26 protein-coding genes are annotated in these 23,415 nt (G+C 62.7%); 13 read left to right on the top strand and 13 right to left on the bottom strand.

Annotation, left to right across the window (positions count from 1 at the left end; translation table 11 throughout):
- Positions 1-84 precede the first annotated feature (84 nt).
- From hutI to HJB83_RS10760, 6 genes are all read left to right on the top strand, one after another.
- Positions 85-1,347: an imidazolonepropionase gene (hutI, locus tag HJB83_RS10785; protein ID WP_221131846.1), complete on the top strand. Its 1,263-nt coding sequence runs from the start codon at positions 85-87 to the stop codon at positions 1,345-1,347.
- Positions 1,344-2,879: a histidine ammonia-lyase gene (gene hutH, locus HJB83_RS10780; RefSeq protein WP_221131845.1), complete on the top strand. Its 1,536-nt coding sequence runs from the start codon at positions 1,344-1,346 to the stop codon at positions 2,877-2,879. The genes hutI and hutH overlap by 4 nt, the downstream gene beginning before the upstream one ends.
- A 1-nt stretch (position 2,880) precedes the next feature.
- Positions 2,881-3,684 carry an N-formylglutamate deformylase gene (hutG, locus tag HJB83_RS10775; RefSeq protein WP_221131844.1) on the top strand — a complete coding sequence of 268 codons (804 nt, stop codon included), beginning with the start codon at positions 2,881-2,883 and terminating at the stop codon, positions 3,682-3,684.
- A 24-nt stretch (positions 3,685-3,708) separates the two neighbouring features.
- Positions 3,709-5,382 (top strand): urocanate hydratase, encoded by a 1,674-nt coding sequence (hutU, locus tag HJB83_RS10770; RefSeq protein WP_221115632.1) that lies wholly within the window; start codon positions 3,709-3,711, stop codon positions 5,380-5,382.
- Between the two features lie 5 nt (positions 5,383-5,387).
- A complete protein-coding gene (locus HJB83_RS10765; protein ID WP_221131843.1) occupies positions 5,388-5,963 on the top strand; it encodes a HutD family protein in 576 nt (191 codons plus the stop codon).
- 175 nt (positions 5,964-6,138) lie between these two features.
- Positions 6,139-6,768, top strand: a complete 630-nt coding sequence (locus HJB83_RS10760; RefSeq protein ID WP_221131842.1) for a J domain-containing protein — start codon at positions 6,139-6,141, stop codon at positions 6,766-6,768.
- A gap of 18 nt (positions 6,769-6,786) precedes the next feature.
- On the opposite strand, the gene HJB83_RS10755 is transcribed toward HJB83_RS10760, so the two are convergent.
- Both HJB83_RS10755 and HJB83_RS10750 read right to left on the bottom strand, forming a co-directional pair.
- On the bottom strand, positions 6,787-7,488 hold the full coding sequence (locus HJB83_RS10755; protein WP_221131841.1) for a DUF899 family protein: 702 nt from the start codon (positions 7,486-7,488) through the stop codon (positions 6,787-6,789).
- 503 nt (positions 7,489-7,991) lie between these two features.
- Positions 7,992-8,174 (bottom strand): hypothetical protein, encoded by a 183-nt coding sequence (locus tag HJB83_RS10750; protein WP_207585502.1) that lies wholly within the window; start codon positions 8,172-8,174, stop codon positions 7,992-7,994.
- 70 nt (positions 8,175-8,244) lie between these two features.
- Here HJB83_RS10750 and HJB83_RS10745 point away from each other — a divergent pair, with 70 nt between their 5' ends.
- Complete coding sequence (locus tag HJB83_RS10745; protein ID WP_221131840.1) at positions 8,245-8,883, top strand: alpha/beta family hydrolase; 639 nt, start codon at positions 8,245-8,247, stop codon at positions 8,881-8,883.
- Here HJB83_RS10745 and HJB83_RS10740 read toward each other — a convergent pair.
- The 4 genes from HJB83_RS10740 to pcaQ form a co-directional block, all read right to left on the bottom strand.
- Entirely contained in the window at positions 8,880-9,551 is a 672-nt protein-coding gene (locus HJB83_RS10740) for an RES family NAD+ phosphorylase (protein ID WP_207585500.1), read from the bottom strand. The genes HJB83_RS10745 and HJB83_RS10740 overlap by 4 nt on opposite strands.
- Complete coding sequence (locus HJB83_RS10735; RefSeq protein ID WP_221131839.1) at positions 9,548-10,072, bottom strand: MbcA/ParS/Xre antitoxin family protein; 525 nt, start codon at positions 10,070-10,072, stop codon at positions 9,548-9,550. The genes HJB83_RS10740 and HJB83_RS10735 overlap by 4 nt, the downstream gene beginning before the upstream one ends.
- A 93-nt stretch (positions 10,073-10,165) precedes the next feature.
- Complete coding sequence (locus HJB83_RS10730; RefSeq protein ID WP_207585498.1) at positions 10,166-10,855, bottom strand: isoprenylcysteine carboxylmethyltransferase family protein; 690 nt, start codon at positions 10,853-10,855, stop codon at positions 10,166-10,168.
- 18 nt (positions 10,856-10,873) lie between these two features.
- Positions 10,874-11,791: a pca operon transcription factor PcaQ gene (pcaQ, locus tag HJB83_RS10725; RefSeq protein ID WP_207585497.1), complete on the bottom strand. Its 918-nt coding sequence runs from the start codon at positions 11,789-11,791 to the stop codon at positions 10,874-10,876.
- Between the two features lie 95 nt (positions 11,792-11,886).
- Between pcaQ and pcaD the strand changes: the two genes are divergently transcribed.
- The 5 genes from pcaD to HJB83_RS10700 all read left to right on the top strand — a co-directional run bounded on the left by pcaD (position 11,887) and on the right by HJB83_RS10700 (position 15,677).
- Complete coding sequence (gene pcaD / locus HJB83_RS10720) at positions 11,887-12,696, top strand: 3-oxoadipate enol-lactonase (protein WP_221131838.1); 810 nt, start codon at positions 11,887-11,889, stop codon at positions 12,694-12,696.
- A complete protein-coding gene (pcaC, locus tag HJB83_RS10715) occupies positions 12,693-13,097 on the top strand; it encodes a 4-carboxymuconolactone decarboxylase (protein ID WP_221131837.1) in 405 nt (134 codons plus the stop codon). Before pcaD ends, pcaC begins: the two co-directional genes overlap by 4 nt.
- A 9-nt stretch (positions 13,098-13,106) precedes the next feature.
- Positions 13,107-13,856, top strand: a complete 750-nt coding sequence (gene pcaH / locus HJB83_RS10710) for a protocatechuate 3,4-dioxygenase subunit beta (RefSeq protein WP_221131836.1) — start codon at positions 13,107-13,109, stop codon at positions 13,854-13,856.
- A gap of 2 nt (positions 13,857-13,858) precedes the next feature.
- Positions 13,859-14,470: a protocatechuate 3,4-dioxygenase subunit alpha gene (pcaG, locus tag HJB83_RS10705; protein ID WP_221131835.1), complete on the top strand. Its 612-nt coding sequence runs from the start codon at positions 13,859-13,861 to the stop codon at positions 14,468-14,470.
- Between the two features lie 160 nt (positions 14,471-14,630).
- Positions 14,631-15,677, top strand: coding sequence for a 3-carboxy-cis,cis-muconate cycloisomerase (locus HJB83_RS10700; protein ID WP_221131834.1), 1,047 nt, complete (start codon positions 14,631-14,633; stop codon positions 15,675-15,677).
- 37 nt (positions 15,678-15,714) lie between these two features.
- Here the strand turns inward: HJB83_RS10700 and HJB83_RS10695 are convergent, their stop codons facing one another.
- The 7 genes from HJB83_RS10695 to HJB83_RS10665 all read right to left on the bottom strand — a co-directional run bounded on the left by HJB83_RS10695 (position 15,715) and on the right by HJB83_RS10665 (position 21,298).
- On the bottom strand, positions 15,715-16,545 hold the full coding sequence (locus HJB83_RS10695) for a shikimate dehydrogenase (RefSeq protein ID WP_221131833.1): 831 nt from the start codon (positions 16,543-16,545) through the stop codon (positions 15,715-15,717).
- Positions 16,546-16,549: 4 nt separating this feature from the next.
- Positions 16,550-17,617 carry a Gfo/Idh/MocA family protein gene (locus HJB83_RS10690; protein ID WP_221131832.1) on the bottom strand — a complete coding sequence of 356 codons (1,068 nt, stop codon included), beginning with the start codon at positions 17,615-17,617 and terminating at the stop codon, positions 16,550-16,552.
- A gap of 40 nt (positions 17,618-17,657) precedes the next feature.
- Positions 17,658-18,422, bottom strand: coding sequence for an amino acid ABC transporter ATP-binding protein (locus HJB83_RS10685; RefSeq protein WP_311044279.1), 765 nt, complete (start codon positions 18,420-18,422; stop codon positions 17,658-17,660).
- 55 nt (positions 18,423-18,477) lie between these two features.
- Positions 18,478-19,119, bottom strand: a complete 642-nt coding sequence (locus HJB83_RS10680; protein WP_207585489.1) for an amino acid ABC transporter permease — start codon at positions 19,117-19,119, stop codon at positions 18,478-18,480.
- 10 nt (positions 19,120-19,129) lie between these two features.
- Positions 19,130-19,798 (bottom strand): amino acid ABC transporter permease, encoded by a 669-nt coding sequence (locus tag HJB83_RS10675; RefSeq protein WP_221131831.1) that lies wholly within the window; start codon positions 19,796-19,798, stop codon positions 19,130-19,132.
- The gene (locus HJB83_RS10670; protein ID WP_221131830.1) at positions 19,795-20,244 is read right to left on the bottom strand and encodes a type II 3-dehydroquinate dehydratase; all 450 of its coding nucleotides are present in this window, start codon (positions 20,242-20,244) and stop codon (positions 19,795-19,797) included. Before HJB83_RS10670 ends, HJB83_RS10675 begins: the two co-directional genes overlap by 4 nt.
- A gap of 223 nt (positions 20,245-20,467) precedes the next feature.
- Entirely contained in the window at positions 20,468-21,298 is an 831-nt protein-coding gene (locus tag HJB83_RS10665; protein WP_207585486.1) for a transporter substrate-binding domain-containing protein, read from the bottom strand.
- Positions 21,299-21,518: 220 nt separating this feature from the next.
- Between HJB83_RS10665 and HJB83_RS10660 the strand changes: the two genes are divergently transcribed.
- On the top strand, positions 21,519-23,414 hold the full coding sequence (locus HJB83_RS10660) for a bifunctional sugar phosphate isomerase/epimerase/4-hydroxyphenylpyruvate dioxygenase family protein (protein ID WP_207585485.1): 1,896 nt from the start codon (positions 21,519-21,521) through the stop codon (positions 23,412-23,414).
- Position 23,415 lies beyond the last annotated feature (1 nt).

Genomic DNA, 23,415 nt, shown 5'->3' with positions numbered 1-23,415 from the left:
TTTCCAGAAAAGCGCGCAAAATTTCTCTTGTCACCTGCTTATTATGTATATACATATTTCGACATAAGGAAAGGCGCAAAGCTGATGACCGGGAACAATTTTTCAGAGGAAGCCTCATCCCCAGACGTCCGGCCAGTGCTGTGGCGCAATGCGCGCCTGGCCACGCTTGCGCCTGAAAAGGACGGGCTCGGTATCGTCGAAAAGGGCGCCGTGCTCACCGAAAACGGCCGCATCACCTTTGCCGGTGCCGAAAGCGAGTTGCCGGCTTCCGCCATCGAACGCTCCGACATCGTCGATCTCGAAGGCCGCTGGGTCACGCCCGGCCTCGTAGACTGCCACACCCATATCGTCCACGGCGGCAACCGAGCCCGCGAGTTCGAGATGCGCCTTCAAGGCGCCACCTATGAGGAAATTGCGCGTGCCGGCGGTGGCATCGTCTCCTCGGTCAAAGCGACCAATGCGCTGTCGGTCGAGGAACTCGTCAGCGCGGCGCTGCCGCGGCTCGATACGCTGCTTGCCGAAGGCGTGACGACGATCGAGATCAAATCCGGCTACGGGCTGAACCGGACCGGCGAAGTGAAGATGTTGCAGAGCGCCCGTCTGCTCGGCCATCTGAGACCGGTCCGCGTCGCCACCAGCTATCTCGGCGCCCATGCGACGCCGGTGGAATACAAGGGCCGCAACGGCGATTATCTCGATGATGTCGTGCTGCCCGGCCTCGACGACATGTATAATCTCGGCCTTGCCGATGCGGTCGACGGCTTCTGCGAGGGCATTGCCTTTTCCAGAGCCGAGATCGCCCGCGTCTTCGACAAGGCGAAGGCGCTTGGCCTGCCGGTCAAGCTGCATGCCGAGCAACTTTCCAATCTCGGCGGCGCCCGGCTCGCCGCGTCATATGGCGCGCTTTCGGCCGATCATCTGGAATATCTCGACGAAGAAGGTGTTGCCGCGATGGCCGCTGCCGGCACCGTGGCCGTGCTTCTGCCCGGCGCCTTCTACGCCATCCACGAGAAGCAGAAGCCACCGGTGGAGGCGCTACGCCAGGCCGGCGTGCCGATTGCGATTGCCACCGATTGCAATCCCGGCACCTCGCCGCTCACCTCGATGCTGCTGACCATGAACATGTCGGCGACGCTTTTCGGCCTCACCGTCGAAGAATGCATCGCCGGCGCCACTCGCGAAGGTGCGCGCGCGCTCGGCCTCATCGGCGAGACCGGAACGCTCGAGCCCGGCAAATCAGCCGATTTTGCCGTCTGGAATATTGAGAGCCTCGCCGAGCTCGTCTACCGCATCGGCTTCAACCCGCTTCACGCACGCGTCTTCAAGGGCGAAAGGAACGGTCGATGACCATCACGCTCCACCCGGGCTCCGTCTCCCTCAGGGATTTGGAAATCATCTATTGGACCGGCGAGCCGGCAAGGCTCGATCCCGCCTTCGATGCCGGCATCGCCAAGGCCGCCGCCCGGATCGCCGAGATCGCCGCCGGCAATGCGCCGGTCTACGGCATCAATACCGGCTTCGGCAAACTCGCCTCGATCAAGATCGACAGCGCCGACGTCGCAACCTTGCAGCGCAATCTCATCCTGTCGCATTGCTGTGGCGTCGGCGCGCCGCTGCCTGAAAATATCGTCCGGTTGATCATGGCGCTGAAACTGGTCTCGCTCGGGCGCGGCGCCTCCGGCGTACGGCTGGAGCTGGTGCGGCTGATCGAGGGCATGCTGGAAAAGGGCGTCATTCCGCTGATCCCGGAAAAAGGCTCGGTCGGCGCCTCCGGCGATCTTGCACCGCTCGCCCATATGGCCGCGGTGATGATGGGCGAAGCCGAAGCCTTCTTCGCCGGCGAACGTCTTTCGGGCGCTGAAGCCCTCGAAAGGGCAGGTCTCAAACCGGTGGTGCTCGCCGCCAAGGAGGGCCTGGCGCTGATCAACGGCACCCAGACCTCGACGGCCTTGGCGCTTGCCGGTCTCTTCCGCGCCCACCGCGCCGCGCAGTCGGCGCTGATCACCGGCGCCATGTCGACCGACGCCGCCATGGGCTCTTCGGCGCCCTTCCATCCGGATATTCACACCTTGCGCGGCCACAAGGGCCAGATCGACACGGCATCAGCACTTCGCGCCCTGCTCGAACAATCCGTCATCCGCCAGAGCCATATCGAGGGCGACGAGCGTGTGCAGGATCCCTATTGCATCCGCTGCCAACCCCAGGTCGATGGCGCCTGCCTTGACCTGCTGCGCTCGGTTGCCCGCACGCTGGAGATCGAGGCCAATGCGGTCACAGACAATCCGCTGGTGCTGTCGGACAATTCCGTCGTCTCCGGCGGCAATTTCCACGCCGAACCCGTCGCCTTTGCCGCCGACCAGATCGCGCTTGCCGTCTGCGAGATCGGCGCGATTTCGCAGCGCCGCATCGCCCTGCTGGTCGATCCCACCCTTTCCTACGGCCTGCCGGCCTTCCTCGCCAAGAAGCCGGGCCTGAATTCCGGCCTGATGATCGCCGAGGTCACCTCGGCGGCGCTGATGTCGGAGAACAAGCAGATGTCGCATCCGGCCTCGGTCGATTCGACCCCGACCTCAGCCAACCAGGAAGACCATGTCTCGATGGCCTGCCACGGCGCCCGCCGCCTGCTCGGGATGACCGAGAACCTGTTCGCCATCATCGGCATCGAGGCGCTGACCGCCGCCCAAGGCGTCGAACTGCGCGCGCCGCTGTCGACAAGCCCGGAACTCGCCAAGGCGATCACCGCGATCCGCAGCAAGGTTCCGACCCTCGATACCGACCGCTACATGGCGGGCGACCTCGCCGCCGCCGCCGAGCTGGTGGCGACCGGCGCACTGAACGCCTCGGTTTCATCTGGCATCTTGCCGGTTTTGGAGGGTTGAGATGACCGCACCATACGAAATCCGTCAGGGCACCTCCCCCATAATCCTCGCCTTTCCCCACACCGGCACCGACGTGCCGGCGGAGATTGCCGACAGTCTCAACGACAATGGCAGGATTCTGGCCGATACCGACTGGCACATCCACCAGCTCTATGACGGCCTGCTCGACAATGTCACGACCGTGCGCGCCACCTTCCACCGCTACGTGATCGACGCCAACCGCGATCCGCAGGGCGTCAGCCTTTATCCCGGCCAGAACACCACCGGCCTCATCCCGGAAACGGACTTCGACGGCCAGCCGATCTGGAAGGATGGGCAGGCGCCTGACGAAGCCGATATCGCGGCGCGGCTGCGGGATTTTCATGCGCCCTATCACGCGGCACTTGCCGCCGAGATCGAGCGCGTCAGGGCAAGCCATGGCGTGGCGATCCTTTACGACTGCCACTCGATCCGCTCTCACATTCCCTTCCTGTTCGAAGGCAAGCTGCCGGATTTCAATATCGGCACCGATATGGGCAAAACCTGCGACGGCGCCATCGAGCAAGCGACGCTGACCGTCGTCGAAGCCGCCGAAGGTTATGACAGCGTGCTCAACGGGCGCTTCAAGGGTGGCTGGACGACCCGCCATTACGGCCGGCCCGAGACCGGCGTGCACGCGATCCAGATGGAGCTTGCGCAGTCGACGCATCTGCAGACCGAGACACCGCCCTTTGCCTACGACACCGCGAGGGCAGACCGACTTCGCGTCCATCTCAAAAACATTCTGGTGCGCATCGAACAAATTGCGCCAGACCTGAAACGATAACGATCACTCGACAGGGGAACCGCCATGACCAATCCACGCCACAATATCCGCGAAATCCGCGCGCCCCGCGGCAATGATCTCAATGCCAAGAGCTGGATGACCGAAGCGCCGCTGCGCATGCTGATGAACAATCTCGATCCTGATGTCGCCGAGAACCCGAACGAACTGGTCGTTTACGGCGGCATCGGCCGCGCCACCCGCACCTGGGAGGATTTCGACCGCATCGTCGCGACGCTGAAGACGCTGACCGAAGAAGAAACGCTGCTCGTCCAATCCGGCAAGCCGGTCGGCGTCTTCCGCACCCACAAGGATGCGCCGCGGGTGCTGATCGCCAATTCCAACCTGGTGCCGCATTGGGCGACCTGGGACCATTTCAATGAGCTGGATAAGAAAGGCCTTGCCATGTACGGCCAGATGACGGCCGGCTCGTGGATCTATATCGGCACGCAGGGCATCGTCCAGGGCACCTACGAGACCTTCGTCGAGGCCGGCCGTCAGCATTATGGCGGCAATCTCAAGGGCAAATGGATCCTGACCGGCGGCCTCGGCGGCATGGGCGGCGCCCAGCCGCTCGCCGCCGTCATGGCCGGCGCCTGCTGCCTCGCCATCGAATGCAATCCAGACTCGATCGATTTCCGGCTGCGCACCCGCTATGTCGACGCCAAGGCCGAGACGCTCGACGAAGCGCTCGAGATGATCGACCGCTGGACCAAGGCCGGTGAAGCCAAATCCGTCGGCCTGCTCGGCAATGCCGCCGAAATCCTGCCGGAAATGGTCCGCCGCGGCATCCGCCCCGACATGGTCACCGACCAGACCTCGGCGCACGACCCGATCAACGGCTACCTGCCGAAGGGCTGGACGATGGCCGAGTGGAAGGCCAAGCGCGAAAGCGATCCGAAGGCAGTCGAAAAAGCGGCGCGCGCCTCGATGCGCGAGCATGTCGAAGCGATGATCGCCTTCTGGAATGCCGGTATTCCGACGCTCGATTACGGCAACAATATCCGCCAGGTCGCCAAGGACGAAGGCCTCGAAAACGCCTTCGCCTTCCCCGGCTTCGTGCCGGCCTATATCCGCCCGCTGTTTTGCCGCGGCATCGGCCCCTTCCGCTGGGCAGCCCTTTCCGGCGACCCGGAGGATATCTACAAGACCGATGCCAAGGTGAAAGAATTGCTGCCCGACAACAAGCACCTTCACAATTGGCTGGATATGGCCAGGGAGCGCATCGCCTTCCAGGGCCTGCCGGCGCGGATCTGCTGGGTGGGCCTCGGCGACCGCCACAAGCTTGGCCTCGCCTTCAACGAGATGGTGAGATCAGGCGAACTCTCCGCCCCGATCGTCATCGGCCGCGACCACCTCGATTCCGGTTCCGTCGCCTCGCCGAATCGCGAAACCGAAGCCATGAAGGACGGTTCCGACGCCGTCTCCGACTGGCCGCTGCTCAACGCCCTGCTCAACACGGCGTCGGGCGCCACCTGGGTGTCGCTGCACCACGGCGGTGGCGTCGGCATGGGCTTCTCGCAGCATTCCGGCATGGTCATCTGCGCCGATGGTACGGACGACGCGGCAAGGCGGCTGGAGCGCGTGCTCTGGAACGACCCGGCGACCGGCGTCATGCGCCACGCCGATGCCGGCTACGACATCGCCCTCGACTGCGCCCGCGAAAAGGGTCTGCGCCTGCCCGGCATTCTCGGGAACTAAGCCCGGTGAGGATCCTGCGCGCCGGCGATCATAAGCGCATGCCGTGGAAGAACGGCGGCGGCGAAACGGTGGAGATCGCCGTTTCGCCCGAAGATGCCGGCCTTGGCGGTTTCGACTGGCGCGTCAGCATGGCGACCGTCGCAACCGACGGACCGTTTTCAATCTTTCCCGGCATCGACCGCACGCTGGCGATCCTCGACGGCAACGGCATGCTGCTCGACATCGAAGGCAGGACGCCCGCGCTGCTGACGATGGCAGACGATCCGCTCGCCTTCCCGGCGGATATCCCGGTCGCGGCCAGGCTCGAGGACGGAGCGATCACCGATCTCAACGTCATGACCCGCCGCAACGGGTTTGCCCACACGCTAATCCGGCTCGCCGTCGATGGCGGCAAGACGGTGCCGCTGCCGTCGTCGACATGCCTGTTGCTCTGCCATCGCGGCACGCTCTCATTCCGGCGGGACGGCGAGACCGGCGCGCTTGCGGCCGGCGATGCGCTGCTGATCAACGACGCGGCCGGGATCGCGCTGGAAATCGACGGCGAAGCCAAATGTTATCTTGCCATGATCGCCCCTTGCTGATCTTAGCCCAAGGTTTTGAAGCAATTAGACAATCCTCGACTTTGCGACGCTTCCGCATTGACCATTTCAATCTCAGGCCATGGACGTCATTCCTGCTTTCGGTCTAAACTTCGCCCTTCTGATGGAGAAGAAGACCTAGACCGCCCACGACGTGCTGGGTGGCAAGGGAGCAGGCGTGACGGATCCATACGATATTCTCGGCGTTGAACGCGATGCGAACGAGGCGCAGCTGAAGGCTGCCTATCGGCGCCTGGCGAAGGTCGCCCACCCCGATTCGGGTGGTGATTCGCAAGCCTTCGATAATCTGCAGAAAGCCTATGGGCTGCTTCTCGATCCGGTCCGCCGCAAAGTGTACGACGACACCGGCTACGACGTCGAATTCGCCGATGCCGCCGAGCTGCAGGCGCTTGTGATGATCGAGAAGCTGGTCACCGACGCGGTGCTCGACGAGCGAGCGCCTGGAAGTTTCGATCCTGTCGCCGTCATGCAGGACAGTCTCTCCGAAGAGCTGCGCAAGGCGCGGTTCAGCAAGAGCGAGCTGGAGCGCCATGCCTCGCGCATCGGCCTGCATCTGGAGCGGCTCGGCAAACACTCCGGCCGCGATGTGCTCGCCCACATGTTCCGCGCCCGCATCGAGGCGATCTCCAAGGCGGTGGCGGAAACCGACGCGAAGATCAAGGCGACGGAACGCGCCGCCGACATGCTCACCGGCTATATCTACGACATCGACCCGCCGCCGCTGCCGGAAGCTGCGGTCGCCAACCTCGAATGGGCCGAGGCGTCGAGAAACCGCTCCACCGGCTGAGGGCCTGGGACGCCGGCCTTAATAGGACAGCTTCGGATACCAGTCCGGCGCCCGGCCTTCGGGCGTGCAATCGAGCACGGTCCAGAGCGGCATCAGGTCGGGCGCGCCGCGCGGATCCTCGCCCGGATCGGCCGTCACCCCGCCCATCTCCCCGCTCCAGAAATGGCAAATGGTGCCGTCGCGCCGGGCGAAGACGTTGAAGGCGGCGTCATCGCCACCGCCCCTGCCGATGGCGTGATAGTCGCGGCTGTAATTACCCGTCGGGTCGGAATAGAGCGGCAGATGGTGCCAGCCGCGTTCCGTCTTGAAGGCAAGCAGCCTGCCGATCGGCGACAGCGCGACGACCGCCAGCGCAGCGCGCTGCTGGATGTCAGGCACCTCGCCGTCCCAGGCCGAGAGCAACGAGGTGCACATCGGGCATGGGCGCTCGCGTTCCGGGCCGAACATATAGCTGTAGACGATCAGCGTGTCCTTGTCGGCGAAGAGTTCGGTAAAGGATATCGGCCCGTTAGCACCTTCGAAACGGTAATCCTTCGTCACCTGGCCGCCCGGCGGCAGCGCCCGGCGCTGTACCGCCACACGCTCGATGTGCCGGCGCAATTCGATCTCTTCGGCCAGCAGCGCATCGCGGGCGCTGCGATAAGCCTCGCTCTCATTGGGAAACCGGACGCCGTTCTTTGCCGCAAGCATGGCGGCGGGTACCAGATGCTGATTATCCATGACGATATCCTCCTTCTGTTGCCGCGCATCGTTTCGGACGCGCAAGGGACGTGCTGCAGCACATCGTGAGAATGACGAACGGCGGATGCGAAAATCGACAGTGCCGCCGCGAAAAAACGGCAGGAAGAAAAAATCCCGCTTCGGAATCCCGAAATTCGCCGCTTCGGGATTCCGAAATCCGCGGGGTTTTCGCGCGGTGTCGTCGCAAAGAATACGCAATGATTTCAATCCGGCAACCAATTTCGGGATTCCGAAGTGCTATATAGAGTATGGTGGCAGATCCTCACTATCGCCACCACAGCGAAACAAAAGCCTCGGTCCGCGCGATGTCTGAAAAGCAAAAAGGGCGCTCGACCCTTGCGGGGAGCGCCCTTATCCTGTCGGACAGCGAACGGCTCGACGGCGTCGATACCATACGCATCCGTTTTTCAGGCAGGAGCGGTATATGGACCCTTTGGGCCTGGGTTTCAAGGGACTGTCCCGCACGGCAATAGAGTCAGCCGTTAGAAGGCCACTCCGGTCACGGGATTGACCACCGGCCGTTCGCTTTTATCGCTCGCTCCAGCCGGCTGCACTGTCGGTGGCGCCAGCGATTCTGCGTCGGCGGGCTCCGGCTTTTCGGGAACGGCGCCGACATCCTTGGGTCGCCGCTGCTCGGGCTTTACGTTTTCGTCATTCGTCGACATTGTCTGTCTCCTTTCAAGGACAAAGTCACGGCCGCCGACATGGTTCCGATGACGGAATGGAGGATTGCCGATGCTGGACAGATTTCTGCTGCAGGGGCCGCAGGATGCGCGCTTCACCATCCTTCTGGCGCATGGCGCCGGCGCGCCGATGGATTCCGCATCGATGACATCCGCGGCAGAGGCGCTGGCCGCCGTCGGCTTCCGCGTCGCCCGTTTCGAATTCGCCTATATGGCCGCCCGCCGCACCGGAGGCCGCAAGCCGCCGCCGCGCGCCGAAACGCTCAATCCCGAATATGAGGCGGCCATTGCCGAGCTCGGGACCAGCTGCCCGCTGATCATCGGCGGCAAGTCGATGGGCGGCCGGGTTGCCAGCATGGTGGCAGACGACCTCTATCGTCAGCAAAAGATCGCCGGGTTGCTTTGCCTCGGCTATCCCTTTCATCCGCCCGGCCAGCCGGAAAAGCTGCGCACCGGCCATCTCACGGGGCTGGCGACGCCCGCGCTGATCTGCCAGGGGACGCGCGATGAATTCGGCACACGCGACGAGGTGCCGGGCTACGATCTCTCAAGCAGGATCGAGCTCTTCTGGCTCGAAGACGGCGACCACGACCTCAAGCCGCGCAAGACAGTCTCCGGCTTCTCCGCTGCCGATCACCTCGCCACGATGGCGAAGACGGCCAAGGCCTGGGCCGAGCGCCTCGTCGTCTAGGGTGCCAGCTTCCTGACATCGATGCTCCGGTCGGTGGCGGAGACGGTGATTTCGAAGTGATCGGCCTGCACCACGTCGCGGATGTTGCGCGGCCGGTGCGCGGCGATATTCACCCCGCCTCTCAGCCGGACGCTGTCATAGAGGATACCGGCGCCGCCGCTCGAACGCACCTCTTCGCCCAACACCTGCGACGCAGCATAACTCGTGCCGTCATAGACATGGGGCCGCAGCGCCTGTTCGCCGCGAATGTCGAGATAGTCGCCAATGAGGGTAGCGGCGTAGCTTCGATAGGTGCGGGCCATCGTCGCGACACCGCGCGCGACAGTTTCGCGCCGGAGATGATGGCCGACCTCGGCGGCGGCCGTGCGGAGATGGTCGGCGGCATACCAGGCGCCGAGATCCGGGCCGTTGAAACGCATTCCTCCCGGCGCGACATGCAGGAATGCCGCCATCACGATACTGGCGTTCGGCGTCCCGTAGACCCATTCATCCTCGGGAAGCCTGCGGATGCGGTCGGCGACGAGACGGTCGTTGGTCCAGCCGACGAGTTCCATCACCGCGTCGAGATCAGCCGCCCGCGCCACCGTCTCAAAAAGCCCGATGGGCGGAAATTGCGACGGGATCAGCCGGCAGGACGGACGCGGCGCCTCGGCAAAACGATCGCTCACCGGAAGACGATGTCCGTATCTTCGTAAGGCGTGAATGCCTCGTCGAGCACATTCGGCTGCATATAGAGACCGCCGCGCGCGCCATCGAGAAACCGGCGTACGGTCATCAACCCGTCCTGGGTTCCGTTGGTGACGATCTCAAGCGGCCGATGCCCGCCGAAAACCGGCGCCTGATGCGGCGTACGCAGCCAGGCGATGCCGGCGCGTTCGTCGGCAAACAGCACGCCGAGCGCCTGATGGATGCCGAGCACGGCGGAGATCCGCGTCAGCGTATCGACATCGAGCGTGAAAGCGCCGTGCTCGCGGGCCTGCTTGGCCCAATTGTGGTAGGTCGAGCGGGAGGGATAACCAAGCATTAGCAGGCGCTGCTCTTCGCTCAACCCCCAGAGATCGGCGATCGCCAGAAAGGTTCGTAGCGCCGGAGCGCTGAGCCTTTTGCGATTTACAGGGGCAAAGCGGTCGGTTTCCAGCCGCTGCGGCCCCTGGCCTTCTCGTTGCTCGGTGCGTCGCGCATACCGCATAGAAGCCTCCTGTCTTGAATTAGACATAGTCCAAATCTGGGCGTACATCAACCAGATTTCAAGAGGTTGTCATTCCGACTACCGGTTCGGGCGTCACCATAATCCCGGCAGTAGCCGGTAGCGGACCTTGCGGCGGTATTCGGCATAACCCGGCAGGTCTCTTACCAGATGCTTCTCCTCGTCCAGCAGCCGCGCGACGAGTCCGCCTAAGGCAGGAGGGATGGCAAGCAAGCCCCAATACGAGCCGAGCGACAGCGTTATGCCAACGAAGAGCACAAGCGCCGCCGCATACATCGGATGACGCACGATGCTGTAGAGCCCGCTTGAAATGACCCGCTGATCCCTGCGGATCTCGACCGTCGCCGAGGCGAAGTTGTTCTGCCGCAGGACCAGGAAGCAGCCGTAAAAGCCAGCTGCGACCAGGATGTTGCCGAAAATCACAACCGACGCCGGAACGGCCGACCCGCCGAACCGATAATCGAGTGCCGAGCCGATGAAGAGCGCAATCAGCACGATGCCGTTGAAAAGCTGAATGCGCTTCTGTGCCGGCTCCCGCTCCGCAGCCGGCCCGACATGCAGCCGCTGTTCCAGCAAGGCGCGGTCATATTTCAGAAAATAGGCTGTCGTCGCAACGATCCAGGCGGAAAAATTGAGAAAGAACAGCCAGCCCTGCCAATAGGACAGCGAACCTGCAGCGACGAAGATCATCACCGCGAGCACGGCGACGAATTTCACCGTCGCTTCCGTCGCCCGCCTGCCGAGGTTCTTCTTTTGATCCTCCATCGGCCCACCTCCATTATGTCAGGAAACCTCTCCTGCCGCCTCGCGGATCGTCTGCATCAGGATCGATTGCGGCACGGACGGCGCGGAATCGGCGCGCATCGTCAGCCCGACCGGCCCCTTGGTCTCGCCGGTATCGACCGGCAGAAGCGCCAGTCGTCCGTCGGCGACATCGTCGGCCACCACGCCGTTGGAAATGATCCAGATCGCATCGCTTGAGCGAAGGAAGGCGCGGCCGAAGGCATCCGAGACCGTCTCGATCTGGTTCGGCAGGCTGGAGACGCCGTTGGCGATGAGGAAATTTTCGACCACCGGCCGGATAATCGAACCCCGCGTCGGCATCAGCACCGTGTAATCGCCGAAACCTGAGAAGGGCGATTGCCCGCCGCTCAGCAGCGGATGGCCGGCGCGCACGGCAAACACCACCTGCTCGGAGTAGAGATGTTCGAAGGAAAAGCCCGCCATCTTCTCCGCCCCCGCCAAACGTCCGACGACGACATCGAGATCGCCGACGCGAAGCTGCTCCAGCAGCACCGCGTTCTCGCCGGTGACGATCTTCACCCGGCTCCAGGTCCTCTCCTTGAGGAAGAGTCCCATCGCCCGCGGCATGATGCGCGACGACACCGTCGGCAGGGCGCCGATCCGGATCGGCGGTGCATCGGCAAACTGCTCCTGCGCGACGGAATCGAGACCCTGGCGCAGCGCCGTCAGCGCCGCCCCGGCATGGCGGAGGAAGACTTCGCCATAACGGGTGATCTTGATGCCGCGGCCATCGCGCTCGAAGACGGCAACGCCCAGCGCTTGTTCCAGCTCGCGGATCGTCTTGGTGACCGCCGGCTGGCTGACATGCAGCAATTCAGCCGCCTTCATGACGCTCTTCTGCCGCGCCACCTCGACAAAGGTCTGCAGATGGCGAAACTTGACGCGGCTGTCGATCATCACTCACATAACTCCATGGTTATTGAAAAGCAGAAAAATATCATTTTACTTAACCGGATCAACCATTCAATTTTACTATTCAGGAGGAGAGTGACGTGCAATTTGCCCGCATCAACGACGTGACGATCCATTATCAGGTGATCGGTGCGCCCGCCGACCGGCCGGTGATCGTCTTTGTCAATTCGCTCGGAACGGATTTCCGTATCTGGCGCGACGTCGTGGTGCGGCTTGCCGGCGACTACGCCATCGTGCTTTACGACAAGCGCGGCCACGGGCTTTCCGATGTCGGCCAGCTCCCCGCTTCGATCGAGGATCATGCAACGGATCTCGCCGGGCTGCTCGATCTGCTTTCCGTCAAAGATGCGGTTATTTTAGGCCTCTCCGTCGGCGGCCTCGTCGCCCAGTCGCTCTATCAGCGCCGGCCGGATCTGGTCCGCGCGCTGATCCTCTGCGACACCGCCCATAAGATCGGCACCTCGGAAAGCTGGAACGCCCGCATCGCCGCGGTCGAGCAAAACGGCATCGCCAGCATTGTCGACGCCATTATGGAGCGCTGGTTCACGCCAGCCTTCCGTCGGCCCGAAAGCACCGCCTATGCCGGTTACTGCAACATGCTGACGCGCCAGCCGGTCGAGGGTTATATCGCCGCCTGCGAAGCGATCCGCGATGCCGATTTCACCGAGGCGGCAAAGAAGATCACTGTCCCGACCATCTGTATCGTCGGCGACCAGGACGGCTCGACACCGCCCGATCTCGTGTTTTCGACCGCGAAGCTGATCCCAGGCGCCCGATACGAGGTGATCGCCGATTGCGCCCATATTCCCTGCGTCGAGCAGCCGGACGCGCTGACGGCGATCATCCGCGCCTTCCTGACATCTCTTCCGCCTGGAGAAACCAACCGATGAACGAAACCGCCTCCTCCTCGGAGCGCCACCGGCAGGGCATGGCGACCCGCCGCGCCGTGCTTGGCGACGCCCATGTCGATCGCGCCACAGCCGCGGCGACCGAATTCGACCGGCCCTTCCAGGAACTGATCACCGAAGCCGCCTGGGGTCATGTCTGGTCGCGCCCGGGGCTGACCAAACGCGAGCGCTCGATCGTCACCATCGCACTGCTGGCGGCGCTCGGCCAGGATGACGAGGTTGCCATGCATGTGCGCGCCACCGCCCACACCGGCGCCACCCGCGAGGATGTCTGCGAAGCGCTGCTGCATGTGGCAATCTACGCCGGCGTTCCCGCCGCCAATCACGCGATCAAGATTGCCAAGCAGGCCTTTGAACAGATGGACGCCGAAAAGGCGACCTGAGGGGGAGAGATGTCCGAATTACCGAACCGCAAGCCCGAGACCGGCGCCTTCTTCGCCCGCGACCGCGCCTGGCATGCGCCGGCGCTGACCCCCGGCTATAAAACATCCGTGCTGCGCGCGCCGCAGCGTGCGCTGCTCTCGCTCGACGGCACGATCTCCGAAACGACAGGCCCGGTCTTCGGCCATTCGATGATCGGCGATCTCGACAACGACCTGATCCTGAATTATGCGCGCTCCGGCGAAAGCGCCATCGGCGAGCGCATCATCGTCCACGGCCGCGTGCTCGACGAGCGCGCCAAGCCGCTTGCCGGTGCACTGGTCGAGTTCTGGCAGGCCAATGCCGGCGGCCGCTATCGCCACAAGAAGGAATCCTATCTCGCGGCGATCGACCCGAATTTCGGCGGCTGCGGCCGCACGATCACCGACGAGGAAGGCCGCTACCATTTCCGCACCGTCCGCCCCGGCGCCTATCCCTGGCCGAACGGCGTCAACGACTGGCGCCCCGCCCATATCCACTTTTCGATCTTCGGCCACGGTTTTGCCCAGCGCCTGATCACCCAGATGTATTTCGAAGGCGATCCGATGATCTGGAAATGTCCGATCGTCGGCACGATCCCCGACAAGGCGGCGATCGAGCAGCTGATCGCGCCGCTCGACTGGGGCAACACCATCCCGATGGATTCACGCGCCTATAAATTCGATATCGTGCTGCGCGGCCGCCGCTCGACGATGTTCGAAAACAGGCTGGAGGGCAACTGACCATGCAGCAGCTTGGCTATCTCAAGGAAACTCCGTCGCAGACGGCAGGTCCCTATGTCCATATCGGCCTGACACCGAATTTCTGCGACATAGCGGGCGTCTACGATACCGATCTCGGCACCGAGATGATCAACGACAAGACGCTCGGCGAACGCATCACCATGACCGGCCGCATCTTCGACGGCGCCGGCGCACTGGTGCGCGATGCCGTCGTCGAAATCTGGCAAGCCGACAGCGCCGGCCTTTACAACAGCCCGTCGGAAATGCGCGGCACAGCCGATCCCAATTTCACCGGCTGGGGCCGCTGCCCGACCCGGTCCGCAGACGGTGTCTATAGCTTCGAGACCATCAAGCCCGGCCGTGTCCCCTTCAAGGACGGCCGCAAGATGGCGCCGCACATCACCGTCTGGATCGTCGCCCGCGGCATCAATATCGGCCTGCATACGCGCATGTACTTTCCGGAGGAGACGGAGGCCAACAGCGCCGACCCGCTGCTTCAGCGCATCGAACATCGCGAGCGTGTCGCAACCCTGGTCGCCACCCGCGACGCCGCGACCTGCCATTTCGACATCCATCTGCAGGGTCCGAAGGAAACGGTGTTTCTGGATATTTAAGAGCCGGCAAGTAACTTGCCGATAGGGCCCAGTGCAAGTAGCGTCCCCTCACCTTACCCTTTCCCGAGAGGAGACGGGACAATGCCTCAAAACCCCTTCTCCCCTCGGGGAGAAGGTGGCGGCAGCCGGATGAGGGGCCTCCATCACAAACGAGCAATTCATGACCGCATCGCCCTTCGACCATCCCTTCCTCTCCGGCCTGCTCGGCGACGATGAAATCGCGCCCTACTTCTCCGCCGGGGCCGACATTCGCGCCATGCTCGCCTTCGAGGCCGCGCTGGCGAGGGCCGAAGCCACCCATGGCCTCATCCCTGCCGAAGCCGCAAGGCGGATCGCCGAAATCTGCGCCGGCTTTTCTCCCGACCTGCCCCGTCTGCGAGCGGCCGCGGCACGCGATGGCGTCGTCGTTCCCGAACTCATCCAGCAGCTGCGCACCGACGTCGGCGAGGAAGCGGCAAAAAGCCTGCATCTCGGCGCCACCAGCCAGGATGTCATCGACACCAGCCTGATGATCCGGCTGAAGGCCGTCGTCTTCCTGTTTGCCGGCCGGCTGTCCGCCATCGTCGCAGCGCTCGATGGGCTCGATCGTCAGTTCGGCCGCAACCGGCTGATGGGCCATACCCGCATGCAGGCGGCGATTCCGATCAGCGTCTCCGACCGTCTCACTGTGTGGCGCGCGCCGTTGGCGATTTATCGCGACCGCCTGACCGAGCAGAGTTTTCCCGTCCAGCTCGGTGGGGCCGCCGGCACGCTCAACAAGCTCGGGCCGCAGGCCGAAACCGTCCGCGCCTCGCTCGCCCAGGAGCTCGGCCTCACTGACACCCGGCAATGGCAGAGCGGCCGTCTGCCGATTGCCGATATCGCCGGCCTGTTTGCGTCGATATCGGGCAGCCTCGGCAAGATCGGCCAGGATATCGCGCTGCTTGCCCAGGCAGGCGACGAGATCGAAATATCAGGCGGCGGCACCTCCTCGGCGATGGCCCACAAACAGAACCCCGTTGCCGCCGAGGTGCTGGTCTCGCTTGCCCGCTTCAACGCCACGGCGCTGTCGGGCATTCACCAATCCCTCGTCCATGAACAGGAACGCTCCGGCGCCGCCTGGACGCTCGAATGGCTGCTGCTGCCGCAAATGGCGATGGCAACCGCCGCCAGCTTGCGGCTGGCGGGGGAGTTAGTGGGGAATATCAGGCGGCTTGGGGTGGTCTAAAGCCCGTCGCGATCTTTTACCTCAGGCGAAACGAGCATCAAACGAGCCTGGCTATGGCCCGCAGATTGTCGGCCGTCGTTGTTGGGAATTCGAAGAATTCGAGATAGGCGGGGATTTGTTCGAACAGCATATCCGTGCCGACTTGAAAGGCGCAGCCCCGAGCCCGTGCTGCCTCCAGCAACGGGGTGATCTCCTTGCTCAGCACCACCTCGCCGACGAAGGTCGATGGGGAGATGCGGTCGACATCGATCGGCAGAGGGTCACCCCGCCGCATTCCAAGCGGTGTCGCGTTCACGACGATATCGAACCCTGCCGGATCGAGAGAGCCGGTCGTGACGTGCAGATGCGGATAATATGTCTTCAACCGGCCGAGCAGCGCGGTCGCGGCTGTCTCGCTGGCGTCGAAGATTGCGAGATGGCCCACACCTGCCTGCGCCAGCGACGCCGCGATCGCCGAGCCGACGCCGCCGGCGCCGACGACGAGCGCATGGGCGCCGTCGACCTTTCTGCCCTTGCGCAGAACGCCCCGCACGAAGCCCTCGCCATCGAACATGTCACCAATCAGCCTGCCATCGGCATCAAGACGCACCGCATTGCACGAGCCCGCGACTTTGGCGTTGGTCGAGGCTTCGTCGAGCAGTGCCATCGTCGAAATCTTGTGCGGCATCGTGATCAGCGCGCCATGGATATTGGAGAGCCGGAAGACAAGCTTCAGGAACGCCGGATAGTCCTTCGGCCGGCAGCCCATCGGCACGACGACCGCATCGATCCCTGTCTTTTCGAAATACGGATTGTAGATCAGCGGCGCCTTGAACGACTCGGTGGGATAACCGAGGTGAGCGATGAGTTTGGTCGTGCCGGTGATCATGTGGCTAGACTTTCTGGGGATCGGCAGAGGCAACGGTGTCGGCGAGGCGGACCATCTGCCCCGAGCGCGCCGATCTCTTGATCGCTTCGACGACCCTGAGGGTTGCGAGGCCCTCGCGCCCCCTTACGAGGGGCGCGGCATCGCCACGTATGACATCGCAAAAATGGCGGAGCTGACGGCAAAGCGGATCGGCTGCTTCAAAGGGTACGCGCTCCTCGGCAAGCGGCTCCAGCCAATTCGGCTTCGACGTCGCTGTCCAAAGCGTCAGATCGGGAATTGCGAGCGAACCCTTGGTGCCGCCGATCTGGTAGCAATGTCCGGCATAGTGGGGAAATGCAGGGTTCTCACCGGTGGTCGCCTCCCAGCTCCAGGGCGCCGCCACCGCATCGCTGCCGTTAAGCGTGGCGAGAACGCCGTTTGCAAACCGCAACGAGACAACGGCCGTATCCTCGACGGCGTGGTGGCGCACGGCGTGCGATTCCATCGCCTGCACGGCTTCGACCTCGCCGAACAGAAATCGGAAGAGGTCGACATCATGGATCAGGTTGACGAAGATTGGGCCGGCGCCGGCTTCCCGCCGCCAGGAGATGTCGAAATAGTCGTCGGGCTTGGCGACCCAGAAGGTGCCATGCACCGCGATGATCCGGCCAAGCCGGCCGCCGTCGACGATTTGTTTGGCCGCCTGGATCATCGGGTTGTAACGCCGGTGATGGCCGACCAGGATCGGGATCCCGGCCTTCTCGCCGGCCGCAACCAGCGCCGCGGCGGCATCGACATCGTCGGCGATCGGTTTTTCGACCAGAACCGGGATGCCAGCGGCGATGATCTCCATAGCGTTCTCGACGTGGAGCTGGTTCGGTGTTGCCACGATGACGCCGTAAGGCCTGTCTTCCTCACTGATATCCCGGAAGTTCGCATACCATCGGGCGCCGGCATTGCGGGCAAAGTCGTGACCGGCCGAAGACGGATCGATCACGGCGGAGAGAAGCGTTCCGGGCTCGGATATGATGCGCTCGGCATGGCGTCTGCCGATCAGGCCGGCTCCCATGACTGCAATCTTCAATGGCTTCATGATCGGCTCCCAGAATTTGACGAGGTATCGGCCCTGCCCCCTACTTCCGCAGGATTTCTCCGAGAAATTTCCGGGTGCGCTCGTGCTGCGGGTTAGTGAAGAATTCGGCGGGCGGGGCTTCCTCGACGATCGCGCCGCTGGCCATGAAGATCACCCGGTCGGCGACCTGGCGGGCAAAGCCCATCTCATGGGTGACACAGATCATCGTCATGCCCTCGTCGGCCAATGCGATCATCGTATCCAGCACCTCCTTGACCATCTCCGGGTCGAGCGCCGACGTCGGCTCGTCGAACAGCATCACTTTCGGCCGCATGCAAAGCGCGCGGGCAATGGCGACGCGCTGCTGCTGGCCGCCTGAGAGCTGGACCGGGTATTTGTCGGCCTGCTCCAGGATCTTGACCCGCTCAAGCAGCCCGCGTGCCCGTTCCTCGGCTTCCGCCCTGCCGACGCCGATCGCCTTCATCGGCGCCAGCATGCAGTTCTGCAGCACGGTCAGGTGCGGAAACAGATTGAACTGCTGGAAGACCATGCCGACCTCCCGGCGGATCGCATCGACGGTCTTGGCCTGGTCACTCAGAACGATGCCGCCAACCCGGATTTCACCTTTCTGGTAGGTCTCGAGATGGTTGATACAGCGAATGAGCGTCGACTTGCCGCTGCCGGAAGGCCCGCACAGGACGATCCTCTCGCCGCTGCGGACCGTCATGTTGATATCGAGAAGGGCTTGAAACGAGCCGTACCACTTTTCCACCTGCGCCATGGAGATCATGGTTTCTGCGGCCTGGGCGGGAATGGGACTGGTCATCGGTAGAACTCCGGGATTGGCGGGCAGGGCCGCATCGAGGAACAGGGGACGCGGATCAGCGCGCGGAGGCGGCGAACCTTCGCTCGAGACGCGCCCCGAGAATCGTCAACGGGCAGCACATCAGGAAGTACAGGATGCCGACGACGCCGAAGACCGTCAGCGGTTGGAAGATCTGATTGGAGATGATGTTGCCGGCGCGGGTCAGCTCCGTGAAGCCGACGATCGAGGCAAGAGAGGTGCCTTTGATCAACTGCACGAGGAAGCCGACCGTGGCAGGCAGCGAGATGCGCAGCGCCTGCGGCAGGATGACATCCTTCATGCGGGAGATATAACGAAGGCTCAAAGCCTTTGCCGCTTCCGTCTGGCCGCGCGGAACCGCCTCGATCGATCCGCGCCAGATCTCGCCGAGATAGGCGCTGGCATGCAGCGTCAGTCCGATGGCGACGGCGACCCAGGCATCGAGCATCAGCCCGACCAGAGCGAGACCGTAATAGGTCACGAATAGCTGCATCAGAAGCGGCGTTCCCTGGAAGACGGCGATGTAGCCGGCCGTCAGGCGTTCCAACAGCGGGATGCCCGAGACGCGGGCGAGAGCAACGCCGAGCCCGGCAATGCAGCCGCAGACAAAGCCGACGGCGGAGAGGACGACGGTCCATTTCAGGCCGATCAGGAGGAAGACGAACTCGTCGTGACCCATGGAATTCCTCCTACTTGACGGGATATTTGAAGTAGCGGGCCGAAAACAGCGCAAATAGGCGCATCATCAGCCAGGAAATCACGAAATAGAAAACCGTGACTGTGAAGTAGACCTCGAAGCTCCGGAAGCTCTCCGATTCGATCCGCTGGGAAACGGAGGTCAGCTCATAGGCCGAGATCGCCGAGGCAATGCTGGTGGTCAGCGTCAACAGCACGAACTGGCTGGTCAGAGACGGGTAGATCGCCCGCAACGCCGGCTTGAGGATGATCAGCCGGAAGACCTGCGCCTTGTGCAGGCCAAGCGCCAGGCCGGCTTCCATCTGCCCCTTCGGGATCGACTGGACGCCGCCGCGAATGATCTCGATTGCATAGGCGCCACCATTGATGCCGAGCGCGATGATCGCCGTCGGCGTTGGATCCAGCCTGATGCCGGTGAGCGGAAGCGCGAAGTAGATGAAAAAGATCTGGACCAGGAACGGCGTGTTGCGGATCAACTCGACGAAGGCGATGACCAGCCACCGCACCGGCTTCAGCGGAGAATCGCGCAGGGCAACTCCGCCAATTCCGATGACGATCGCCAGCAGCATTCCACAAATGGCAAGCAGGAATGTCCCGAGACAGCCGAGCAGGAGACTTGGCAGCCCATCGATAATCGGGGTGAAATCCAACTTATAATTCATGCCTTCGCTGCTCCCGCCATGTCGGCTATAGCTTCTATCGCGAGCTCATAACCGCGGGCGCCAAAGCCGATCATGATCGCCGTGGCGACGCGCGAGATCAGCGAATTGTGGTAGATGCTTTCGCGCGCATGAACATTCGAGATGTGCAGCTCGATCTTCGGCGGATCGAACATTTTCAGCGCATCGAGAAGCGCGATTGAGGTGAAGGTATAGCCGGCGGGATTGATGATGATGCCGCAGGCCTCTTTGCGGGCCTGGTGCACGCTTTCGACCAACTCGCCCTCGAAATTGGTCTGGCGGAAGTCGATGGCAAAGCCGAGACTCCCAGCCTTTGCGAGGCACTTGTCCTTGATATCTGCCAGCGTCGTCGACCCGTAGATGGCAGGCTCGCGCTCACCCAGCAGGTTCAGGTTCGGTCCGTTGAGCACAAAGATGGTTCTGGTCATGTCGCGCACCTCGGGGCCTTGGGCATTGCGGTTGCGTTGATGGGCAGGGCATGCCCGCCGTCCTAAATAAGGACTTCACTTCTCTCTGGACGTCATCCTCGACCTTGTGCCGAGGATCTGCCGCCGAAGATGCTCGGGACGAGCCCGAGCATGACGGAGGAGTGGTTAGCGGGCCTTATCATCAGCCGGAAGGCCCGGGCCTCGTCCCGCCTTTAGCGTTGGCTCAGTTCACCGCAAACGGAATGCCTTCCAGCGTTTCCGGGAATTGCGGGACCGGGACCTTCATCCACTTGTCGTAGACGGTCTTGAGCTCGCCGTTTGCCTTGATTTTGTCGATGAAGGTATTCAGCGCCGCGTTGATTTCCTTCTCGCCGAGACGCGTGCAAGCGCCGTTGTAGAGTTTCTGGAATTCAAGCTTGTTTTCGAATTCGCCCGGACGGGCCTTCTCGACGCGGTCCATATAGAAGATGTTGCCGCCCAGCGTATCGACCTGGCCGGAAACGAGGGATTGGACGCTCGCAGCGTCTCCGTCATAGCGCCGGATCGTCGTGCCCTCAGGCGCGTTCTTCGTCACCTGCGTGTCCTGCGCTGCACCCTTGGCGACGCCGACGCTGAATTTGGCCATGTCGGCATTCGTCTTGATCTCTGCCGATTTGGGACCGATCAGAACGATGGCATTGGCCACATAGGGCTTGCTGAACTGCACGGCCTTTGCGCGATCCGGCAGCATCGCCATGGTTGCAAACAGAACGTCGACGCGGCCGGCCGTGAGGGCCGGAATGCGGTTGTTGACTTCAAGCGGCACGAACTCGACGGTAACACCCAATTCCTTGGCAAACAGCGTCGCGATGTCGGCGTCGAGGCCGTCCTGTTTGCCGCCGCTGGTCACAAAACCCCAAGGCGGGTTGTCACCCTGAATTCCGACGATGATCTTACCGCGAGCCTTGATTTCATCAGGCGTAATCGCGGCGGCCGGTTGCGCCAAGGTGACGGCAGCCACAAAGGCTGCGGCTCCGAGCATGGCGTTTCGGCGCGTCAGCATAGACTTGAACATTATGTTTCCTCCTCTTTGACGGTCATTCGACCGGACAGCCACCTCACCTTTTGACTGTGGGAGGAATGATTGCCAGAGACGGACGGCTAAATCAACAGAGTTTTTCAAAATCATATGAGATTTTATAATGCCTCTATCTATTTTAATTCCTCACGAGATTTGCAATAATAGGTGAGAGCGAGTTTTCGCGGCTGGCGGTGGATGCCGAAAGGGCTTTGATATGAAGACCTCGATTGCGACTGTGACGATCAGCGGCGAACTGCCGGAAAAGCTCGAGGCAATCGCCCGAGCGGGCTTCGACGGCGTCGAGATTTTCGAAAATGATTTCCTGGCATTCGACGGAAGCCCGGCCGATGTCGGAAAACTCGTGCGCGACCATGGCCTGGAGATCACGCTGTTTCAGCCGTTTCGAGATTTCGAGGGCATGCCGGAGCCGCTGCGAAGCCGCACCTTCGATCGCGCCGAACGGAAGTTCGACGTGATGCAGCAGCTTGGAACAGATTTGGTGCTGGTCTGCTCGAACGTCTCGCCGGCGGCCATCGGCGGCATCGACCGTGCGGCTGAGGATTTCCGGGAACTCGGCGAGCGTGCCGCCCGGCGTGGACTGAGAGTGGGCTACGAGGCGCTCGCCTGGGGTCGCCATATCAGCGACCACCGCGACGCCTGGGAAATCGTGCGACGCGCCGATCATCCGAATGTCGGCCTCATCCTCGACAGCTTCCACACCTTGTCGCGCAAGATCGACGTCAATTCCATCCGCTCGCTTCCCAAAGAGAAGATCTTTATCGTCCAGCTTGCCGATGCGCCGCTGATCGACATGGACCTGCTCTATTGGAGCCGTCACTTCCGAAATATGCCTGGAGAAGGCGATCTTCCCGTCACGGCGTTCACCGAAGCCGTCGCTGCCACAGGTTATGACGGGTATTTCTCGCTGGAGATTTTCAACGACCAGTTTCGAGGCGGCCTGTCGCGGGCAATCGCCGCCGACGGCCACCGCTCACTGATCTATCTCGGCGACCAGGTGCGGCGCCATCTCGGCGCCGACAGCATGACCGGGGCGGCGATGCCGCAAAGGGCTGCCGTGAAAGGTGTCGGCTTCGTGGAGTTTGCCACGGACGAACAAGATGAAGTCGAGCTGGTGGCTTTGCTGCGCACCCTCGGGTTCAAGCAGACTGCCGTCCACCGCACCAAGAAAGTCTCTCTGTTCGAGCAGGGCGAGATCCGGATCCTCGTCAATGTCGATCAGGCGGGATTCGCCAATGCGGCCTACGCCGTTCATGGCACGTTTGCCTATGCGATCGCCTTGGTCGTCGACGATGCCGCAAAGGCGTATGCGCGCGCCCTTGCCCTGGATGCGGAGGCATTCAGCCAGCCGGTCGCGGCGGGCGAGCTTGAACTGCCGGCCATTCGGGGTGTGGGCGGCGGCATCGTCTATCTGATCGACGACAAGAGCGCCTTGGGGCGCTTTTCCGAAATCGACTTTCGGCCGGTCACCGACGACGCCCAGACGGCGGACGGCGGCCTTTTTCGCGTCGATCACGTCGCCCAGACGGTCGGCTATGATGAAATGCTCACCTGGCTTCTGTTCTACACGTCGATCTTCGAGACCCATAAGACCCCGATGGTCGACATCATCGATCCAGCCGGGGTGGTGCGCAGCCAAGTCGTCGAGAACCAGTCGGGCGAGTTGCGCATTACCATGAACGGAGCCGAAAATCGCCGCACCCTGGCCGGACATTTCATTGCGGAGAAGTTCGGGTCCGGCATCCAGCATCTGGCATTTTCAACCGACGACATCTTTGCAACCGCCGAAAAACTTCGTGGCTGCGGCTTCAGGTCCCTGCACATTTCGCCGAACTATTACGACGACGTCGAAGCCCGCTTCGGGCTCGATCCTGTCATGACCGAGCGGCTGAAAGCAGAGAACATCCTCTATGACCGAGACGAGCATGGCGAATATTTCCAGCTCTATAGCGGAACCTATGGCGAGGGTTTCTTTTTCGAGATCGTCGAGCGCCGCGGCTATCGCGGATATGGCGCGCCAAATGCAATTTTCCGGATCGCCGCGCTGAAAAGGCAGATGCGTCCGGAAGGAATTCCGAAAGACGCTTATTAAA

This window comes from Rhizobium sp. NZLR11, assembly GCF_019685115.1.
In the GTDB taxonomy this organism is placed as follows: domain Bacteria; phylum Pseudomonadota; class Alphaproteobacteria; order Rhizobiales; family Rhizobiaceae; genus Rhizobium.
Note: the sequence above shows the minus strand (reverse complement) of the source record. Positions and strands in the feature narration are given on the sequence as shown.